This window comes from Patescibacteria group bacterium (assembly GCA_016784145.1).
GTDB lineage: Bacteria > Patescibacteriota > Patescibacteriia > UBA2591 > UBA6264 > BS150m-G65.
In genome coordinates this window covers 1-16,645 of the sequence record JADHVF010000004.1, presented here as the reverse complement: position 1 = coordinate 16,645, position 16,645 = coordinate 1, and the positions used below count along the sequence as shown (strand labels likewise).

The 16,645-nt window shown below is 28.2% G+C and carries 17 protein-coding genes and 2 tRNA genes; 7 read left to right on the top strand and 12 right to left on the bottom strand.

Translation table 11 applies throughout. The features are described 5' to 3' along the window. The coding region (locus ISS06_02980) for a hypothetical protein (GenBank protein MBL7054123.1) at positions 1-1,610 on the top strand (1,610 nt) is incomplete at its 5' end. 720 nt (positions 1,611-2,330) lie between these two features. Here the strand turns inward: ISS06_02980 and ISS06_02975 are convergent. The 6 genes from ISS06_02975 to ISS06_02950 all read right to left on the bottom strand — a co-directional run bounded on the left by ISS06_02975 (position 2,331) and on the right by ISS06_02950 (position 7,001). Next, entirely contained in the window at positions 2,331-3,263 is a 933-nt protein-coding gene (locus ISS06_02975) for a C39 family peptidase (protein ID MBL7054122.1), read from the bottom strand. Between the two features lie 14 nt (positions 3,264-3,277). After that, positions 3,278-3,766, bottom strand: a complete 489-nt coding sequence (locus ISS06_02970) for a GtrA family protein (protein ID MBL7054121.1) — start codon at positions 3,764-3,766, stop codon at positions 3,278-3,280. Between the two features lie 3 nt (positions 3,767-3,769). Continuing rightward, entirely contained in the window at positions 3,770-4,810 is a 1,041-nt protein-coding gene (gene mltG / locus ISS06_02965) for an endolytic transglycosylase MltG (protein MBL7054120.1), read from the bottom strand. 130 nt (positions 4,811-4,940) lie between these two features. Continuing rightward, on the bottom strand, positions 4,941-5,396 hold the full coding sequence (locus ISS06_02960; GenBank protein MBL7054119.1) for a signal peptidase II: 456 nt from the start codon (positions 5,394-5,396) through the stop codon (positions 4,941-4,943). Further along, positions 5,393-5,755, bottom strand: a complete 363-nt coding sequence (locus ISS06_02955) for a TraR/DksA C4-type zinc finger protein (GenBank protein MBL7054118.1) — start codon at positions 5,753-5,755, stop codon at positions 5,393-5,395. Before ISS06_02955 ends, ISS06_02960 begins: the two co-directional genes overlap by 4 nt. 70 nt (positions 5,756-5,825) lie before the next feature. Next, positions 5,826-7,001 (bottom strand): hypothetical protein, encoded by a 1,176-nt coding sequence (locus tag ISS06_02950; protein MBL7054117.1) that lies wholly within the window; start codon positions 6,999-7,001, stop codon positions 5,826-5,828. Positions 7,002-7,107: 106 nt separating this feature from the next. On the opposite strand from ISS06_02950, the gene ISS06_02945 reads away from it, so the two are divergent. The 5 genes from ISS06_02945 (at position 7,108) to ISS06_02925 (ending at position 12,580) form a co-directional block, all read left to right on the top strand. Further along, positions 7,108-8,214 (top strand): S1 RNA-binding domain-containing protein, encoded by a 1,107-nt coding sequence (locus ISS06_02945; GenBank protein MBL7054116.1) that lies wholly within the window; start codon positions 7,108-7,110, stop codon positions 8,212-8,214. Next, on the top strand, positions 8,198-10,036 hold the full coding sequence (ftsH, locus tag ISS06_02940; protein MBL7054115.1) for an ATP-dependent zinc metalloprotease FtsH: 1,839 nt from the start codon (positions 8,198-8,200) through the stop codon (positions 10,034-10,036). Before ISS06_02945 ends, ftsH begins: the two co-directional genes overlap by 17 nt. Further along, positions 10,033-10,950: a hypothetical protein gene (locus ISS06_02935; GenBank protein MBL7054114.1), complete on the top strand. Its 918-nt coding sequence runs from the start codon at positions 10,033-10,035 to the stop codon at positions 10,948-10,950. Before ftsH ends, ISS06_02935 begins: the two co-directional genes overlap by 4 nt. Before the next feature lie 184 nt (positions 10,951-11,134). Continuing rightward, a complete protein-coding gene (gene dnaN, locus ISS06_02930; protein ID MBL7054113.1) occupies positions 11,135-12,262 on the top strand; it encodes a DNA polymerase III subunit beta in 1,128 nt (375 codons plus the stop codon). A gap of 39 nt (positions 12,263-12,301) precedes the next feature. Beyond that, a complete protein-coding gene (locus tag ISS06_02925; GenBank protein ID MBL7054112.1) occupies positions 12,302-12,580 on the top strand; it encodes an HU family DNA-binding protein in 279 nt (92 codons plus the stop codon). Positions 12,581-12,651: 71 nt separating this feature from the next. On the opposite strand, the gene ISS06_02920 is transcribed toward ISS06_02925, so the two are convergent. From ISS06_02920 to rpsF, 6 genes are all read right to left on the bottom strand, one after another. Then, a tRNA-Lys gene (locus ISS06_02920) sits at positions 12,652-12,724 on the bottom strand. Positions 12,725-12,741: 17 nt separating this feature from the next. Beyond that, positions 12,742-12,813 (bottom strand) — tRNA-Arg (locus ISS06_02915). A 3-nt stretch (positions 12,814-12,816) separates the two neighbouring features. After that, positions 12,817-13,863 carry a type IV pilus twitching motility protein PilT gene (locus ISS06_02910; GenBank protein MBL7054111.1) on the bottom strand — a complete coding sequence of 349 codons (1,047 nt, stop codon included), beginning with the start codon at positions 13,861-13,863 and terminating at the stop codon, positions 12,817-12,819. 8 nt (positions 13,864-13,871) lie between these two features. Then, positions 13,872-14,084, bottom strand: a complete 213-nt coding sequence (locus ISS06_02905; GenBank protein MBL7054110.1) for a 30S ribosomal protein S18 — start codon at positions 14,082-14,084, stop codon at positions 13,872-13,874. A gap of 12 nt (positions 14,085-14,096) precedes the next feature. Then, a complete protein-coding gene (locus ISS06_02900) occupies positions 14,097-14,513 on the bottom strand; it encodes a single-stranded DNA-binding protein (GenBank protein ID MBL7054109.1) in 417 nt (138 codons plus the stop codon). A 12-nt stretch (positions 14,514-14,525) separates the two neighbouring features. Then, a complete protein-coding gene (rpsF, locus tag ISS06_02895; protein ID MBL7054108.1) occupies positions 14,526-14,882 on the bottom strand; it encodes a 30S ribosomal protein S6 in 357 nt (118 codons plus the stop codon). 94 nt (positions 14,883-14,976) lie between these two features. Between rpsF and ISS06_02890 the strand changes: the two genes are divergently transcribed. Next, on the top strand, positions 14,977-16,218 hold the full coding sequence (locus ISS06_02890) for a hypothetical protein (GenBank protein MBL7054107.1): 1,242 nt from the start codon (positions 14,977-14,979) through the stop codon (positions 16,216-16,218). Positions 16,219-16,645 lie beyond the last annotated feature (427 nt).

Genomic DNA, 16,645 nt, shown 5'->3' with positions numbered 1-16,645 from the left:
TGGCTGGCTCATTGAATGTGCCTGGCGTAAAAACTATTTATTTAACTGGCATGGACAGTGTTTTAACTCTTGCTCAAAAAATGGGCTATACAACTCTTGGTGACAGAAAAAGATATGGCCTGTCACTAGTTCTGGGAGGAGGCGAAGTCAAATTATTAGAACACGTGTCTGCTTTGGCAGTCTTTGCTAATCATGGAAAAAAATCCTCGATTATTTCTATTTTAAAAATAGAAGATAATAACAAAAATATATTGGAAGAAAAGAAAGATGCCAATCTTTCAAACGAAAAAATTATTTCTCCTAATACAGCCAATCTAATAACCAGCATTTTGTCTGATAATGATTCCAGGTCTTTTGTGTTTGGAGAAAAAAATTCACTCACATTACCAGACAGACCAGTAGCCGCTAAAACAGGCACAACAAATGATTTTAGGGATGCATGGACAATTGGGTATACTCCTGACATTGCTGTTGGTGTTTGGGTTGGCAATAGTAATAATGAAGAAATGGCCGACAAGTCAGATGGATCCAATGTGGCGGCTCCTATTTGGCAAGAATTTATGATAAATGCATTAAAAAACACTCCTGTAAAAACATTTAAAAACCCCAAGCCGAATCAATCAAGCAAATCAATCTTAAGAGGAGAAATACCCGAGCAAATAACACTTAAAATTGATAAAGCTTCTGGGAAATTGGCTACTGAATTAACTCCAGCAAAATATATAATTGAAAAAACGTTTAAAGCATATTATCCTATTCTTTATTATATTGACAAAGATAATCCAGATGGGCCTATTCCGTCCAATCCAATGTCTGACCCTCAATATGTTTTATGGAAGGAATCAATTGAAAAATGGCTAAAAGAAATGGCTACCAAGCCAACAGAAGAAGACATTGAGCAAACTAATAAAGAAAAAAATCCTTCTATAAACGAGGAGGAAAAAGAACAAACTAAAATAAACCTTGATAAAGTTTTTGAGATGCCACCAATAGAATATGATGATGTCCATATACCAGCCAATATGCCAAAACTATCAATTTTATACCCCACAAACAATGCCTTAATAACAAAACAAATGCTTGAGGTTAAATTAACGGCCACTGCTACTAGGGGAATTCAAAAAATAATATGCTATGTTAATAATACTGCGCTAGCAACTATTTTTCCAATCAACAACAAAACCAACATTACTTGCCCACTTAACTTGTCTGGTCTTAACTTAGGAAAGCATATACTAGAAGTCATGGCCATTGATGATGTTGGCAATAATACATCAACTAAAAGACAATTTACAACCATGTCTAATTTTGCTAAAAAAATCGACTGGGTTAATCCCCAAACACATACATCCATGCAATTGTCTGAATTTCCATTAACCCTTTCAATTCTTCCTCCAGCCATAAAAATTAAAATGGTCCGATTTTATTCTAAAAATCTCGAAACAGCCAAAACCAATTTACTTGGTACAGTATTTTTTCCTGAATCAAGTGCCCAAATAAATTTTGACTGGAATATTACAAACAAAGGAATATTTGAAGTATGGGCTGAAATTATTGATGATGAAAGTTATTCTATTACGGGAAATAAAATAGAAATTGAAGTTAAATAAACATCCACGAAAAAGTGTGCGACCTCCAAATAAAAAAGTGTGCGACCTCGGATATTGCACACTTTTGCACACTTTTTTGTGCTTATTTTCTACTTATTTTCTACTTAGGGGCAAGGCCCCTAAGTAAGGTTGTTGATTATTCTACTTAGGGGCAAGGCCCCTAAGTGAGGGTTGTTGATTTGTAATCTACTTAGGGGCAAGGCCCCTAAGTAACTACTTGTGAGTGTGCGACCTCGGATATTGCACACTTTTGCACACTTTTTTGTGCTTATTTTCTACTTAGGGGCAAGGCCTCTAAGTGAGGGTTGTTGATTATTCTACTTAGGGGCAAGGCCTCTAAGTGAGGGTTGTTGATTATTCTACTTAGGGGCAATCTACTTAGGGGCAAGGCCCCTAAGTGAGGGTTGTTGATTATTCTACTTAGGGGCAAGGCCTCTAAGTGAGATTGTTGATTTGTAATCTACTTAGGGGCAAGGCCTCTAAGTGAGGTTGTTGATTTGTAATCTACTTAGGGGCAAGACCCCTAAGTAACTACTTGTGAGTGTGCGACCTCGGATATTGCACACTTTTGCACACTTTTTTGTGCTTATTTTCTACTTAGGGGCAAGGCCTCTAAGTAACTACTTGTGAGTGTGCGACCTCCAAATAAAAAAGTGTGCGACCTCTGATATTACACATCGGATATTGCACACTATAATATGTTAGATATTATACATAATTCTATTTTAATGGCTCAATAACTATTATAATTTTATCTCCTTTTAATATTTCTATTGCTTTTTGTTCTTTGTCAATTTCTTTTTTTTCTTTAATGTCAAATGGCCAGTCGTGAATTGCTTCTAAAAAATTAGTATATGAATATTTAAAATCCTCCCCTCTTTTTGTTCCTGGGTCACTTGTAATAACTTCCTTGCTATTATATCCCTTGACAACAAGCATGTGATAAGCGGGTCCTGGATTTCTATAATATTTATTATCTAATACTCTACCAGCCATGGGAGCTAAAATTATATTTCCTTTATTTAACTCTCTTTTAATGTCATTGATTCCCTCTACAAAAGTATAATATATTTTTTTAATGCCAAAATATTCTCTTGCCAAATCAATTGTATTTGCAACATTTAAATCATAATGGCCTCCCCAATTGTCTTGTTGCCATTTAACTGCAGACAAAATAATCTTGTCTGCTTTTTCTTTTGTCAGTTCTGTTTGACTAAGCCAATGATTAGCAATTATAAGGCTTGCCTCTTCGCAGGCCTCATTATGAATATCATCCCATTTAGCAAATGGTGACTGAGAAACAAAGGGGACTGATAAGTTTATGGATTGTTCAAAAAACTCTTCTTCATTATCTTGTTTTTCTTCCTTAAATCCTTCTGCTTCTTGAGAATTCACATCATTATAATTAATTTGATTATCTTTATCTAAAAAATCTTTTATTGGAACAGCCTGCTTACCTTCGTCATTTGCTTTTAGCTGGTTATCTCTATTTATATTTTTATTTTCTTTTGTCAATGACTGTTCTATGTCTGGTAAAAATGATTTTTTATTTTTTGAAATATCTCTTGGGCTAAAAAGCCAAAAATTAAAAACAAAAATTACTGCCAGAGCAACAAAACTAATAACAATTCTTTGAAATAATCCTTTTTTCATTTATTTTTAAATTATTAATTATCGTGATTATTAGTCGTAAAAATCCAAAACTTTTGGCTTAAAAACCTATAAAAAAGAGAAATCGCAACTGCAAAAATCTTACCAATTAAATCATAAAAATGAAAATAGTCAACAGAATAAAAAAATATAAATTGATAAACAGCCATCCCTCCTAATCCGCTAATAATCAAAAATTTAATATACTGTGAAAGTGTTTTTGAGTTTCCGTCATTAAATACTAGTTTTTTATTCAAAACAAAACTCATTATCCCCGCCAAAGTCATTGAAGTAAAATTTGCCCAAAAAATATGACTTTCCCAAAATAAAAAAAATCTTGTTAAAAAAATATAAATAAAAAAATCTACAAAAGTAGCTATTGTTCCGGCTACAGCAAACTTAACAAACTGTCTTAAGTAAAGACGATTATGGATAAATGAAATATTTCCCAAAAATTTATCAATTAGTCCAAAAATTTGTCGAATTATATCTATTAATTTACGCATATCTTATTTTAAATATATTGATTTGTTTCTGTTGTGTTCTTCTATTGTTTTACTGAAAATTCCTTTGCCTTCAGGAGTTGACAAGAAGCAACAATAATCATTTTCAATTGGGTTTATTACAGCCAAAATTGAAGACAAGGAAGGATTATTAATTGGTCCAGGAGGTAGGCCTGGATTAAGATAAGTGTTGTAAGGAGAAGGTGTTCTAGTGTCATCAAAGGTTAGCCTTGCTTTTGGTTTTTTGAGTATATAATTAATGGTAGCACAAGACTCCAATGCCCATCCTTGATCTATTCTGCTTAAAAAAACATCTGCAATTAAACGCCGTTCCTGCTCTGTTGATGCTTCTTTTTCAACAATTGAAGCAAGCGTTAATGCCTCATAAAGAGGAACCTGATTGATTTGATCTGTTTTAGCTATTTCTTTTATAACCTTTGTATTAAAATTGTCTAACATTCTCTTTATTACAGCTTCTGCTGTTGTGTTTTCATAAAACCGATAAGTATCTGGAAACAAATACCCTTGCAATATCTCTTTTTTGTCCAAAGAATTATTTATATCTTTTAAAAAATTATATTTATTTAATAATTCTTCGTTATTAAATATATTTTTTATTGCTAAAAAAAACTCTTGAGTATTATTTATAATATTTTTATTAACTAGCACTTCTGCCACCTGTTCATTACTCAATCCTTCAATAATTGTAACAGTTGATTCATTAGCTAACGGATTATTGGTTAATTCTTTTATTAAATCCGTGAAGCTTAGGCCTGATTGAATATTGTATTTGCCTGGCAAAAAACTTTTTCTAACATTGCTTAAAACAGCATAAAATTCAAACAATTTATTATTTTCTATTAATCCATTTTCTTTTAATTTTTGACTAATATCCTTTAATCCGTCTCCTTTGTCTATAATAAAAGATTCTACATTATCTTGTGTTTTTATTACATCCTGGCTATTTATTTGCTGAAATAAAAAAAATAAAAAAATAGCTAAAACAACAAAGGACAAATAGCCAAAAATAATTCCTTTTTTAGACATGCTTATTTTTTATATAAGGCTTTTATTAATTTATCTTGCTGAACTTTGTCTGGTTCATTTTTTCTAATCTTAGACTTTTCTTTGCGAATAAATTTTTTTAAACCTTTTGATAATTTTCTTTTCTTTAATTTCATAAAATGATTTTATCAAAATTAATTTTAAATATCAAATTTTTAATTAAAATAATAACCCCTATAAATATCATCACATCTGCTAAATTAAAAATCATTAAGCTAAATAAGCTTAAATAATCAATAACAGCTCCGTGTTTAATCCTGTCAAGCAAATTACTTGATGCTCCTGTTAAAATTAACAACCAACTAACTAATTCTATCATATTCTTTCTTTTATAGCACTGAATAGTTTTAAAAATTATAAATAAAAAAACAAAACTTAATATAAAATAAAAAAACATTCCTGAAAAAGGAATTTGAAAAGATATATTTTCATTTTTAAAAAACAAAAAACTAATAAATGAAAAACTGCCTTTTATTCCACTTATAGATAAAAATTTTAGTATTCTGTCAAAAACAAAAAATAGCCAAATAACAAAAAAAACACTTTGCTTTTTTTTAAAAAAACTCATGATTTCTTTTTGCAAGCAATGCAATTCAATGCAGTTGGAACAGCTCTTAATCTTTTTTTAGAAATTTTTTCTGAACAAGATTCACAGATTCCAAATTTTTTTGTTTTAATTCTTCTTAAAGATAACTCTATTCTTTCCAAGGAATCTTCTAAAACTTTCTCTGAGCAAAGTCGGTCAGTAAAAAGAGCAACCTCATCAGCATTTTCATCTTCCGCTCTTCCATAATTAGGGAACTTTGCTTCATAGTCCCCTTTTAAGCGAGTACTCTTAGCAGTAAATGATTTTAACATTTTTTTTGCTTCTTTCTTTTTTTCTTTTAATTGAGTTTTAATTTCTTCTAGAAATTCTTTATTAAACATAAATTATTTAAAATATATTATCCTTGTATTATATTATTCAGACAATAAATATCAAGAGCAGTTATACACATTAATTTTGAAAAACAAAGCAACCACTAAACCCATTGTCTTGACTCTCTTTTATTATTAATTTTGAAATGTTAAATTCTTCTATTTCCAGAATAACTGCCTTGTTTATGTCTGTTTCTCTTAAAAGGTTAGATGAAATTATTTTTTCAAGAAAAGAAAAATCATTAGAAAGCAGCACATGTTCTTCTGTTTCTGAAAAAATAACATCTTCTGCCCTCTTAACATTCTCTGTGTCCTGCCAATAATAAAATTTGTTAAAATCTTTTTTTATTGTTTTAAATTCGAAATTAGTGGGTTCTGTTATTTTTTCAATAAAAATTGAATTATCAGGCAAAACAACTTTTTTCTTAATCGGAAAATTATACGCAAGTTGAGCCCTTGCCTTTTTAATTAAATGGTCAAGAGTAATTTGTTTTGGAAAAATTATCACAAAACTTTTTCTAACATCATTTCTTAACATAAATGGCAAATCAAAAGAATTAGAATAAATATCCGAATCAAAAGAGTTAATAATAAAACATAATTTTTCTGGAACAATATCTTTGTATGTATTTAATAATTCTTTTATTGAAAAATTGTTTAATGAATGCATTAAACTAAAATCAACAAAACCTCCAAACCCATTATCTGGGTTATCTTTTAATTTATTCACATTTAAAAAACCTTTGCCAATTACAAAAAAATTTAATAAATTATTTTTTGTATTTTTATTAACTTGCTTTAATTTTTTATAAATTCCTTTTTCTGATTCTATTAAAATTATGTTCTTGGTTATTTTTTTATTTTTTTTAAATACTTCTAAAGAACTAGCATTTTTCTTTGTTTTTAGTAAGAGAATAACTCCTAAATTATTTTTATCTGAATTTAGTAGAAAAATGCTTGCCTGGTCTAATAATGGAAGATTTTCTTTATTTATATTTTTGCCGATAATATTAAAAACAGAATCACTTTTACCTAATTCTTTTAAAACATTGTCTATGTTTTTACTAGCTATCCATTTATTTGTAATCCTTCCACTGTGATTAAATTTATTTAAGTTTAAATGTAAATAAAAAAAAATTTTATCTCCAGCCAACTCAATTAAATCATCTGGGGGGCAATAAAAATATGTAAAAAAAATAAAAAACAAAAAAGATAGACAGGCAACTGAAAAAAATATAATTTTTTTTATACTCATAATATAATGCCATAATAAAAGAGAAAACAAACCTTGTCAATATTAAAAAATTAGTTATAATAAGAGCATCTAAACAATTCTTATATTAAAAAACATTAATTAATTTATGACTAAAAACAAAATTGACTACTCTCTTTTGATAAAATCACTGCCAAGGATTAACGATTTAATCTATGGAAAAGTCATTGAAATCGGAAGAAATGAAATTTATTTAGACCTCGAAGGAATTTTTACTGGTGTAATAAGAGGCCCTGAACTACTAGATAAATCAGGGGAATTCTCAAACCTAAAAAAAGGAGACAAAACATCAGCCATAGTTATTGAAACAGAAAACGAAACAGGATTAATTGAATTATCTTTTAGGCAGGCAAGCCATAAAATAGCTTGGAATAAAATTAACGAAATAACAACCAATAAAAAACCAATAATTGTTAAAGTCCTTGATGCTAATAAGGGAGGATTGATTGTTTCCTATAAAAAAACACAGGGATTTTTACCAGTGTCTCAACTTTCTCAAAAAAATTATCCAAGAGTGGAAGATGGTGATAAAAATAAAATTTTAGAAAAAATCAAAAAATTCATCGGCAAAAACATAGAAGTTGGTATTATTACTGCTGATGAAAAAAATGAAAAACTAATAGTTTCTGAGAAGTCAATTGTAAACGAAAAAGGATCGGACGATTATAAAAAATATAAAATAGGAGACAAGGTTAAGGGAAAAATTAGCGGGCTAGTTGATTTTGGTATATTTATTACGTTTAATAATAATAAAGAAGGATTGGTTCATATTTCTGAAATTGCATGGCAAAGACTTGATCATCCAAAAGATGCTGTGAGTGTGGGGGACGAAGTAAGGGCTGAGATTATTGACATCACTAAAGATGGCAAGGTTTCTCTGTCCATTAAAAACCTTTTAAAAGACCCTTGGAAAAATATAGCTAAAAAATATTCTATTGGTCAAATAATAGATGGTAGGGTTTTAAAAATAAATCCATTTGGTTTATTTGTTGAAGTTGATCCAGAAATCCATGGACTAGCACACATCTCAGAATTATCAAAAAATCCAATCAAAGATATTCGAGAGTTTGCTAATGAAGGAGATGTGTTAAAGTTCAAAATAGTTTCAATTGAACCTGAAGACCATCGTTTAGGACTCTCATTAGCAAGCAAGCATGATAACAAATCACTAAAGAAAAATGAAGAAAAAAAATAATTCTAAATTTATTTTAAAAAATTTTCTTATTTTTTTAATTATTTTTTTAATTATTTCAGGAGTTTTTAGCCTTATAAACATTAAAGGAGTCGAGCCTACTCAAGTTGGAATAAATTATCTAATTAAAGAAATAGAAGAAGAAAAAATTGAAGAAATTACAATAGAAGAAGATAAGTTAAATATTTTATTAAAAAACGGAAAAAGTCAATTTTCTTTTAAGGAGTCAAACCAATCTCTCATATCAATGTTAGCTGATTTAAATGTTTCTCCAAAAAAAATTGCTAAAATTTCTATAAAAATAAAAAGTCTAAAAGGAAAAAATGCTTTTATAAATATATTTCTTCCTCTTCTTTTTCCTTTATTAATTTTTGTTGGTATATTTTATTTTTTCTCTCGCAAATTGAAAGGAGCTGGCTCACAAGCATTTAAATTTGGAAAAAGCAATGTTAGGAAAATAAATCCAAAAGAAAAAAAAATTAAAACAAAGTTTAAAGATGTAGCTGGAATAAAAGAGGCAAAAGAAGAACTTGAAGAAGTTGTAGATTTTTTAAAAAATCCAAAAAAATATATCAAACTGGGAGCAAAAATCCCAAAAGGCGTTTTATTGGTTGGTCCACCTGGTTGTGGAAAAACACTTTTATCAAGAGCTGTTGCAGGAGAATCAAATGTCCCATTTTTTCATATATCTGGCTCTGAATTTATTGAAATGTTTGTGGGTGTTGGAGCATCTAGAGTGCGTGATTTGTTTTCCAACGCAAAGAAAAGCCTTCCTTCTATTATATTTATTGACGAATTAGATGCGGTTGGTAGACATCGAGGAGCAGGACTAGGAGGGTCTCACGATGAAAGAGAACAAACATTAAATCAAATACTGGTTGAACTTGATGGATTTGAAGCAAATACTGGGTTAATTGTAATAGCTGCCACAAACAGACCTGATATTCTTGACCCAGCCCTACTAAGGCCTGGTAGATTTGATAGAAAAATAATCCTTGACATGCCAGATATATTAGCAAGAGAAAAAATTTTAAAAATACATTCTATCAATAAGCCATTAGATAAAAAGGTTGATTTAAAAAAAATAGCTAAAAGGACACCTGGTTTTACGGGGGCTGATCTAGCCAACCTTTTAAACGAATCCGCGATTTTGTCTGCCAAAAAAAATCTTAAAAAAATTAGTACAAAAGTAATACTTGAAAGCATTGAACGAGTTATGTTGGGACCCGAAAGAAAAAGCCACGTACTAAATAAAAAAGAACGAGAAATTGTTGCTTTTCATGAAGCCGGCCATGCTATTACTGGATATTTTCTTCCAGGATGCGACATGGTTCAAAAAATATCCCTAATATCAAGAGGAAGGGCAGCTGGATATACTTTAATGATGCCTGACCAAGAAAAATCTCTTAAATCAAGATCTGAGTTTATGGACCAAATAACATCTTTGCTTGGTGGTTACATGGCTGAAAAAAAAATATTTAAAGAAGTGACAACAGGAGCATCAAATGATTTAAGGGAATCCACTAAACTGGTTCAAAGACTTGTGACAGAATTTGGCATGAGTGAATCGCTTGGCCCTAGAACGTTTGGAGAAAAAGACGAACTTATATTTTTAGGAAAAGAGGTTTCAAAAAAAAGAAACTATTCCGAAAAAATAGCTGAAAAAATAGATAACGAAATTTCAATGATCATAAAAACATGTCAAAAAAAAGCAAAAGAGATTTTAGACGAAAAAGAAAAAGAACTAAAACAAGTAGCTCAAACATTATTAAAAAAAGAAACTCTTGAAAAAGAAGAGTTTGAAAAAATAATATTAAAACAATGAAACTAATCAATTTACTCAAACAATCATGGCAAATCGTATGGCAAAATCCTATTTTATGGTTTTTCGGATTTTTTTCCATTATGTTTATGAATAATGAATTTATTTTAATTACAACAAATTTTAATAAAATAAATAAATGGATAGATAGTTTAATTAATTTTAAAATATTTAATAATCAAAAAATCTTAAACAATTTTAGTTTACAATCATTTTTGGATCCGTTATTTTTTTGGACAATATCATTAATCATTTTCGGATTAATAGTATTTTTACTTTTTTCTCTTTTTTCTCAAATTATTCTTATTAAAATAATTAAAAAAAGAAAAGAAAAAAAAGAAGTAAAGATAAAGAAATTTTCAAAGAAAATAATAAAATTATTACCAGCTGTGATTTTTATTTATTTTATTTATTTTATTATTATTTATGGATTTATTTATCTATTAAACACTTCCCTGCTTTTTGAATCTCCAATTCCAATTATGTTTTACATTTTTGCATTTCTATTAATAGGATTTATTTTATCTTTTGTTTCTCGTTTTGTTATTTTTTTTCTAATATTAGAAGAAAATAAAACACTAAAAGCAATAAAAAATGGAATATTATTATTTTTTAAAAATTGGTCCCAAACAATAAAAATTTCATTATTACTACTTGTTTCTACTGTCTTGTTTTTGTTTTTGATATCAATTATTCTTTATGTTGCAGGGATTCCATTTGGTCTTTTACTAAAATTATTTTTATCTTTAAAAATCTATTTTGGTTTTTATTCTGTTCTTTTTCTTTGGTTAATATTATACACAACTATAATCATTTTTTCTTTTTCGTTATTTTCTTGTTTTCAGTTTTCTGTTTGGACATTATTTTTTCTAAAAACAGTTCATAAAAATGTTAATAAAGATGTGGAAAAAAAGTGAAAAACTTGTTTTAATTATTTTTATTAACAACTTGTTATATTTTTTCCACTAACTTTATAAAAAAACATTCTGCTAGTTCATGCTATATAAGCTAAAAAAAATAGTTTTACACATATTAACATACTTATTATTAATACTTTTAAATATACTTATATAATATATAATATATATACAAAAAAATAAAATGAAATTTTCATTAATACAAAAAAATATAATTAATGCACTTAATCATTGTTCTAAAATAGCAGGTACTAGTAAAAGTGCATTGCCTATTTTAAATAACATTTTAATAATAGCTGAAAAAGGTACATTAAGAATAAGTGCTACAAATTTAGAAATAGCTATAGAAATTAAAATTAGAGCAAAAATAGAAGAAAAAGGTAGAATCACTATCCCTGCTCAATTATTTACTAATTATATAAATTTAATTCCATCTAATGCAGTTATTAATTTTAAAACAATTAAACAAGATTTAATTATTACAACAACCAATGAAAAATCAGCCATAAAAGGAATTGACCCAGATGAATTTCCTATAATTCCTAAGATAGAACAAAAAGAAAAATACATTATTGATGCAAAAATTTTTAAAAATGCATTAGAAGAAACAATTTTTTCAATTTCTATTACAGAGTCCAGGATTGAATTAAGTGGAGCTCTTTTTTCTTTTAATAAAAATTCAGACAAAGAACAAAAACTTGTAATAGTTGGAACAGATAGTTATCGATTAGCAGAAAAAAAGATATTATTTAAACAAGGTGATAGTCAGGAATCAAAAGATATAATTATCCCAGTAAAAACACTTCAAGAAGTATTGAGAGTAATTGATGACAATGATAAGGTTGAAATATATTTATCAAAAAATCAGATTTTATTTACATATAAAGATATCGAAATTATTTCGAGAATTATAAGTGGCGAATTTCCAGATTATAAAACCATTATTCCTGATAAATTTAACACAAAAGCAATTATATCTAAAGCTCCATTTTTAAGAGCAATTAAGAGGTCAAGTTTTTTTGTTAAATTTGGAATAAACGATATAAGTTTAAAATTTTTATCTAAAAAAAATGAAATAGTAATATCTTCATTGAATAACCAGGTAGGAGAAAATCAAATATCTATTCCAGTAGAGATAATAGGAAAAACCAATGAAATAGTCTTTAATTATAGATATTTGATTGATGGACTTACAAACATAAAAGGAGATAAAATTAGTATTGAAATGGTCGATGATTCGTCTCCTGGATTAATTAAATCAATAGATGATGAATCTTATTTGTATTTAATAATGCCAATAAAAAATAATTAATATTTTTTTGGAAAAATACCAAAAAATAAAGAGGTTTTTATGAATAAAAAAGAATTAGTAGAACAATTAGCAAAAAAAGCTAAAACTTGTTCAAAAATAGAAGCTGAAAGAGTTTTAAATGCTTTTATTGACACAGTTAGAGTTACTCTTAAAAAAGGAAAGAAAGTATCTATTGCTGGATTTGGAACTTTTTCAAGAGTAAAAAGAAAAGCAAGAAATGGAATTAATCCTCAAACAGGAAAAAAGATAAAAATTCCTGCTACAAAAGTAGCTAAGTTTAAAGTTGGAAGCAAACTGAAACAAGCAGTCAAAAAGTAATTTTACAAGCAAAGATTATAAAAACACAAAAGAGATAATTTAATATTATCTCTTTTGTTGTATAAAAAAAATCCGTCCACCAGGACTCGAACCTGGAACCCACTGCTTAAGAGGCAGTTGCTCTGCCAGTTGAGCTATGGACGGGAATAAACATAATAAAATGCCTCTGCCAGGACTCGAACCCAGAATTCGACGTCCGAAGCGTCGCGTGTTATCCATTACACTACAGAGGCGCTTTATTCTTTAATAATTTCGTCTGGATAATTAGCAAAGGACATTGCTGTTTTTAAGTCAATCAATTTATTTCTATAAAGTGTTTTAAGGTCTTGTTCTAGTGTGCTCATGCCGTCCTTACTACCTGTTTCCATTAAAGATCTTGCTTGGTTTATTTTATTTTCTCTTATTAAGTTCGCAACACCAGGTGTGTTTATCAAAATTTCTCTAGCAGCTACTCGTCCTTTATTAATTCTTGGAAGCAAGTGTTGAGATATGATCGCTTTTAATGATAAAGCTATTTGTAATCTTATTTGTTTTTGTTGATTAGATGGAAAAATGTCTATTATTCTATCTATTGTTTGAGGAGCATTTGATGTATGCAAAGTAGATAAAACTAAATGTCCTGTTTCAGCTAATGTTATGGCTAAACTAATTGTTTCCAGGTCTCTCATTTCACTTAAAAGAATTACGTCAGGGTCTTGTCTGACAATATGCTTTAGAGCTGAATTAAAAGAAAGCATGTCTTTCCTTAATTCTCTTTGAGATACAATGCTTTTTTTTGGTTTAAATATAAATTCTATTGGGTCTTCTAATGTAATTATGTGATATGGTTTGTTTTCGTTTATAGTATCTATGATTGAAGCAAGTGTCGTTGATTTACCAGATCCAGTAGGTCCGGTTACGAGTATTAATCCATTTTTAAGGTTTATTAACTCCTTTACCTTGTCAGGCATATTAATTTCATCCATTGTTGGTATTTTGGGGAGAATAATTCTAGATACTAAAGCTAGTTTGTTTTTTTCCCAAAAAATACTTGTTCGGAATCTTATTTCATTCTCTGTTTCAAAAGAAAATTCTAAATGTTTTTTTTCAAAAAGAACTTTTTCTTGTTCTTTGTTTATAATTGGTTTTATTAAAGATAATATTGTTTTGTCAGCAATTTTTGGATATTTATCAGAAGGGATTAGTTTTCCATCAACCCTATAAAAAATAGGCAAATTGTTCGCCATATGTATATCAGACGCATTAATTTTAATTGCGTGATTAAAGATTTCTTTAATTGTCATAGGTTGTTTTATTTTCTTACAAAAGGCAAAAGAGCCATTATTCTTGCTAACTTAATTGCTTTGTTTAACTTTCTTTGATGTTTTGAGCAAGTATTTTTTGTTCTTTTTGGAAGAATTCTTTCGTAAGGAGATAAAAATTTACGCAAAAGTTCAGTTTCTTTATAGTCTATTTGGTTAATACTATTAACACAAAAGTGACAGTGTTTTTTATTTTGTTTCATATCTTATTTTATTTAAAATGGAATTTCTTCTACATTGATTTCTTCTTCTGGTGCATTTGTTTGTGTTTTTTTTGTTTTTTGAGGAGATTCGGCGTTGTTTCTTGGCCCCAATTGAATTTTTTCAGCAACAATTTCTGTTTTATACATTTTTTTGTTACTATCTTTGTCATCCCATGTCCTTGTTTGCAATCGTCCTTCTACATAAATTAAGCTTCCTTTTTTCAAAAATTGTTCTGCTATTTCAGCTAATCTTCCCCATGCAACAACATTATGAAATTCTGTTTGTTGTTCTTTGTTGCCAGTTTCTTTGTTTTTCCAAAACCTATTGGTTGCTATTCCAAAAGAACTTACTGTTTGCCCCGATGGAATTGTTTTTACTTCTGGGTCCCTGGTTACATTTCCCAAAATAATTGCTTTGTTTACATTCATATTTTTTGTTGTTTATAAATTATTTATTTTTTTGTCTAGTTTTTCCAAGCCTAGTTTTTCTTTTGTTCTTCTTTTGGTTGTTATTTTTTTAGAAACTTTTTTCACAATAACATGTCTTAATATTTCTGTTATTAGTTTTAATTTTTTATTTAATTCTTCTAACTTTTCCTTTGGAATATTAAAAAATACCAAAATATAAAAACCTTTATAAATTTGTTTAATTGAATATGCAAATTTTTTATTACCAAGATTTTTTTCTTCATTTATTTCCCCCTTTAATTCTTTTATAAGGTTGTTCACTTTTTTTGATATTCCTTCTATGTCTTTTTCAGTAAAAGGAGTAGGGATAATGTATAATAATTCGTACATAAGTTAAAAATTTTATTTATAATATTAATTATTTTAACATATTAAAAAATAAAAACAAGTTGCTGTTTAGTTTTTTTCGTGATAATGTTTATTTATGAAAAATTATACATATTTTTTTATATTAGGACATTGTCCATCTTTGTCTGTTTCTGAGATTTCAAAAATTTTATTATCAAAGAATAATATAAAAATAAGAAAAATTTCAGAAGAATATTTGTTAATAGACGTAGCAGAAAAAATTAACGTTAATCAAATTCAAGACAGGTTAGGAGGAACGATTAAGATAGGAGAGATTTTTTTCTCAACAAAAAAATCTTTTTTATTAGATACTGATTCGGGTATAAAAAATCAACTTTTAGAATTATTTCCAGTTAATTTAAAAAAAATTTACTTTGGTTTTAGCTTATATTATTCAGGCGAACAAAGTCAGTCACCTTCTTATTATCATTGGATAAAAAAAATAGCAATAACAATCAAAAAAACACTCAAACAAAAGGAAATTTCTTCTAGATGGGTAGAATCAAAAGAAAGAATGCTTTCCTCTGTTATCCTTCAAAAAAATAATATATTAACAAAAGGAGTCGAGGTAGTTTGTTTGATTGATGGCAAGGATATAAAGGTTGGAAAAACGATTAGTCATCAAAAGTTTGAACAATATGAATTTTTTGATTTTTCAAGACCAGTTAGGCCAATAGCCAAGGGAATGATTCCTCTTAAATTGGCAAAAATAATGATAAACATTGCTAATATTAAAAAAGATTCAGTAATATTAGATCCATTTTTGGGAAGCGGAACAATATTACAGCAAGCAATTTTAATGGGGTATAATAATTTAGTTGGCACGGATAAAGATGCTTCAGCAATTGGTAATTCCCAAAAAAACATAGATTGGCTAATTGATCAAATAAAAGAAAAATCAATAAATATAAAAATGTTTGAATCTAATGTGCTTTCAATTGCAAAGAAAATAAAAGAAAAATCAATTGACTCTATTATTACAGAACCATATCTTGGAGCAATTAAATCAATTAACATCAAAGAAGAATTAAAAAACTTGTCAGAGTTATATTATTTATCATTTAAGCAGTTTAAAAAAATTTTAAAACCAAATAAAGAGGTTGTGATTATCTTTCCAGTATTTAAAAATGATAAAGAGTTATATTTTTTACCCATATTAGATAAAATTGAAAAAAATGGCTGGAAAAGGCAAAATTTAGTACCTAACGTGCTTCTAAACAGTAAAGTGGTTAAAATAACTAGTAGAAAGTCTATTATTTATTCTAGGCCAAGTCAAAGAGTTTTGCGGGAAATATTTATATTCAAAAAAGAAACATAATGCCCATGGCATAATGTTCAATCAAGTGTGCAATCTCGGATGTCGCACACTAATTTCCTACTTAGTTTTCTACTTAGAGGCCTTGCCCCTAAGTAGAGTGCTAATCAGTAATCAGTAATTAATATGGGTATTTACTTAGAGGCCTTGCCCCTAAGTAGAGTCACTTAGAGGCCTTGCCCCTAAGCAGATTACAAATCAATAATCAGTAATTAATAATCAATAATCAACAATCTCACTTAGAGTCACTTAGAGGCCTTGCCCCTAAGTAGACATTGAGCACGAATCTTGCTGAGAGTTTTAGAGCAAAAAAGAGACAAATAACCATTAAATCACGGCAAATCATGAATTTTTTGTTCATTTTCTGAAATAATTATATATTTTATGACGCTAAAATACCCCTCTATATAGCCAAAAAGATGTCTAAATA

What these genes read in the sequence shown, in the direction of transcription:
- ISS06_02960 (MBL7054119.1), bottom strand. Translation starts at nt 5,396, where the DNA reads ATGAGTTTTTTTAAAAAAAAGCAAAGTGTTTTTTTTGTTATTTGGCTA.
- ISS06_02910 (MBL7054111.1), bottom strand. Translation starts at nt 13,863, where the DNA reads ATGACAATTAAAGAAATCTTTAATCACGCAATTAAAATTAATGCGTCT.
- ISS06_02970 (MBL7054121.1), bottom strand. Translation starts at nt 3,766, where the DNA reads ATGCGTAAATTAATAGATATAATTCGACAAATTTTTGGACTAATTGAT.
- ftsH (MBL7054115.1), top strand. Translation starts at nt 8,198, where the DNA reads ATGAAGAAAAAAAATAATTCTAAATTTATTTTAAAAAATTTTCTTATT.
- ISS06_02975 (MBL7054122.1), bottom strand. Translation starts at nt 3,263, where the DNA reads ATGAAAAAAGGATTATTTCAAAGAATTGTTATTAGTTTTGTTGCTCTG.
- dnaN (MBL7054113.1), top strand. Translation starts at nt 11,135, where the DNA reads ATGAAATTTTCATTAATACAAAAAAATATAATTAATGCACTTAATCAT.
- ISS06_02955 (MBL7054118.1), bottom strand. Translation starts at nt 5,755, where the DNA reads ATGTTTAATAAAGAATTTCTAGAAGAAATTAAAACTCAATTAAAAGAA.
- ISS06_02890 (MBL7054107.1), top strand. Translation starts at nt 14,977, where the DNA reads ATGAAAAATTATACATATTTTTTTATATTAGGACATTGTCCATCTTTG.
- ISS06_02900 (MBL7054109.1), bottom strand. Translation starts at nt 14,513, where the DNA reads ATGAATGTAAACAAAGCAATTATTTTGGGAAATGTAACCAGGGACCCA.
- ISS06_02935 (MBL7054114.1), top strand. Translation starts at nt 10,033, where the DNA reads ATGAAACTAATCAATTTACTCAAACAATCATGGCAAATCGTATGGCAA.
- ISS06_02945 (MBL7054116.1), top strand. Translation starts at nt 7,108, where the DNA reads ATGACTAAAAACAAAATTGACTACTCTCTTTTGATAAAATCACTGCCA.
- mltG (MBL7054120.1), bottom strand. Translation starts at nt 4,810, where the DNA reads ATGTCTAAAAAAGGAATTATTTTTGGCTATTTGTCCTTTGTTGTTTTA.
- rpsF (MBL7054108.1), bottom strand. Translation starts at nt 14,882, where the DNA reads ATGTACGAATTATTATACATTATCCCTACTCCTTTTACTGAAAAAGAC.
- ISS06_02925 (MBL7054112.1), top strand. Translation starts at nt 12,302, where the DNA reads ATGAATAAAAAAGAATTAGTAGAACAATTAGCAAAAAAAGCTAAAACT.
- ISS06_02905 (MBL7054110.1), bottom strand. Translation starts at nt 14,084, where the DNA reads ATGAAACAAAATAAAAAACACTGTCACTTTTGTGTTAATAGTATTAAC.
- ISS06_02950 (MBL7054117.1), bottom strand. Translation starts at nt 7,001, where the DNA reads ATGAGTATAAAAAAAATTATATTTTTTTCAGTTGCCTGTCTATCTTTT.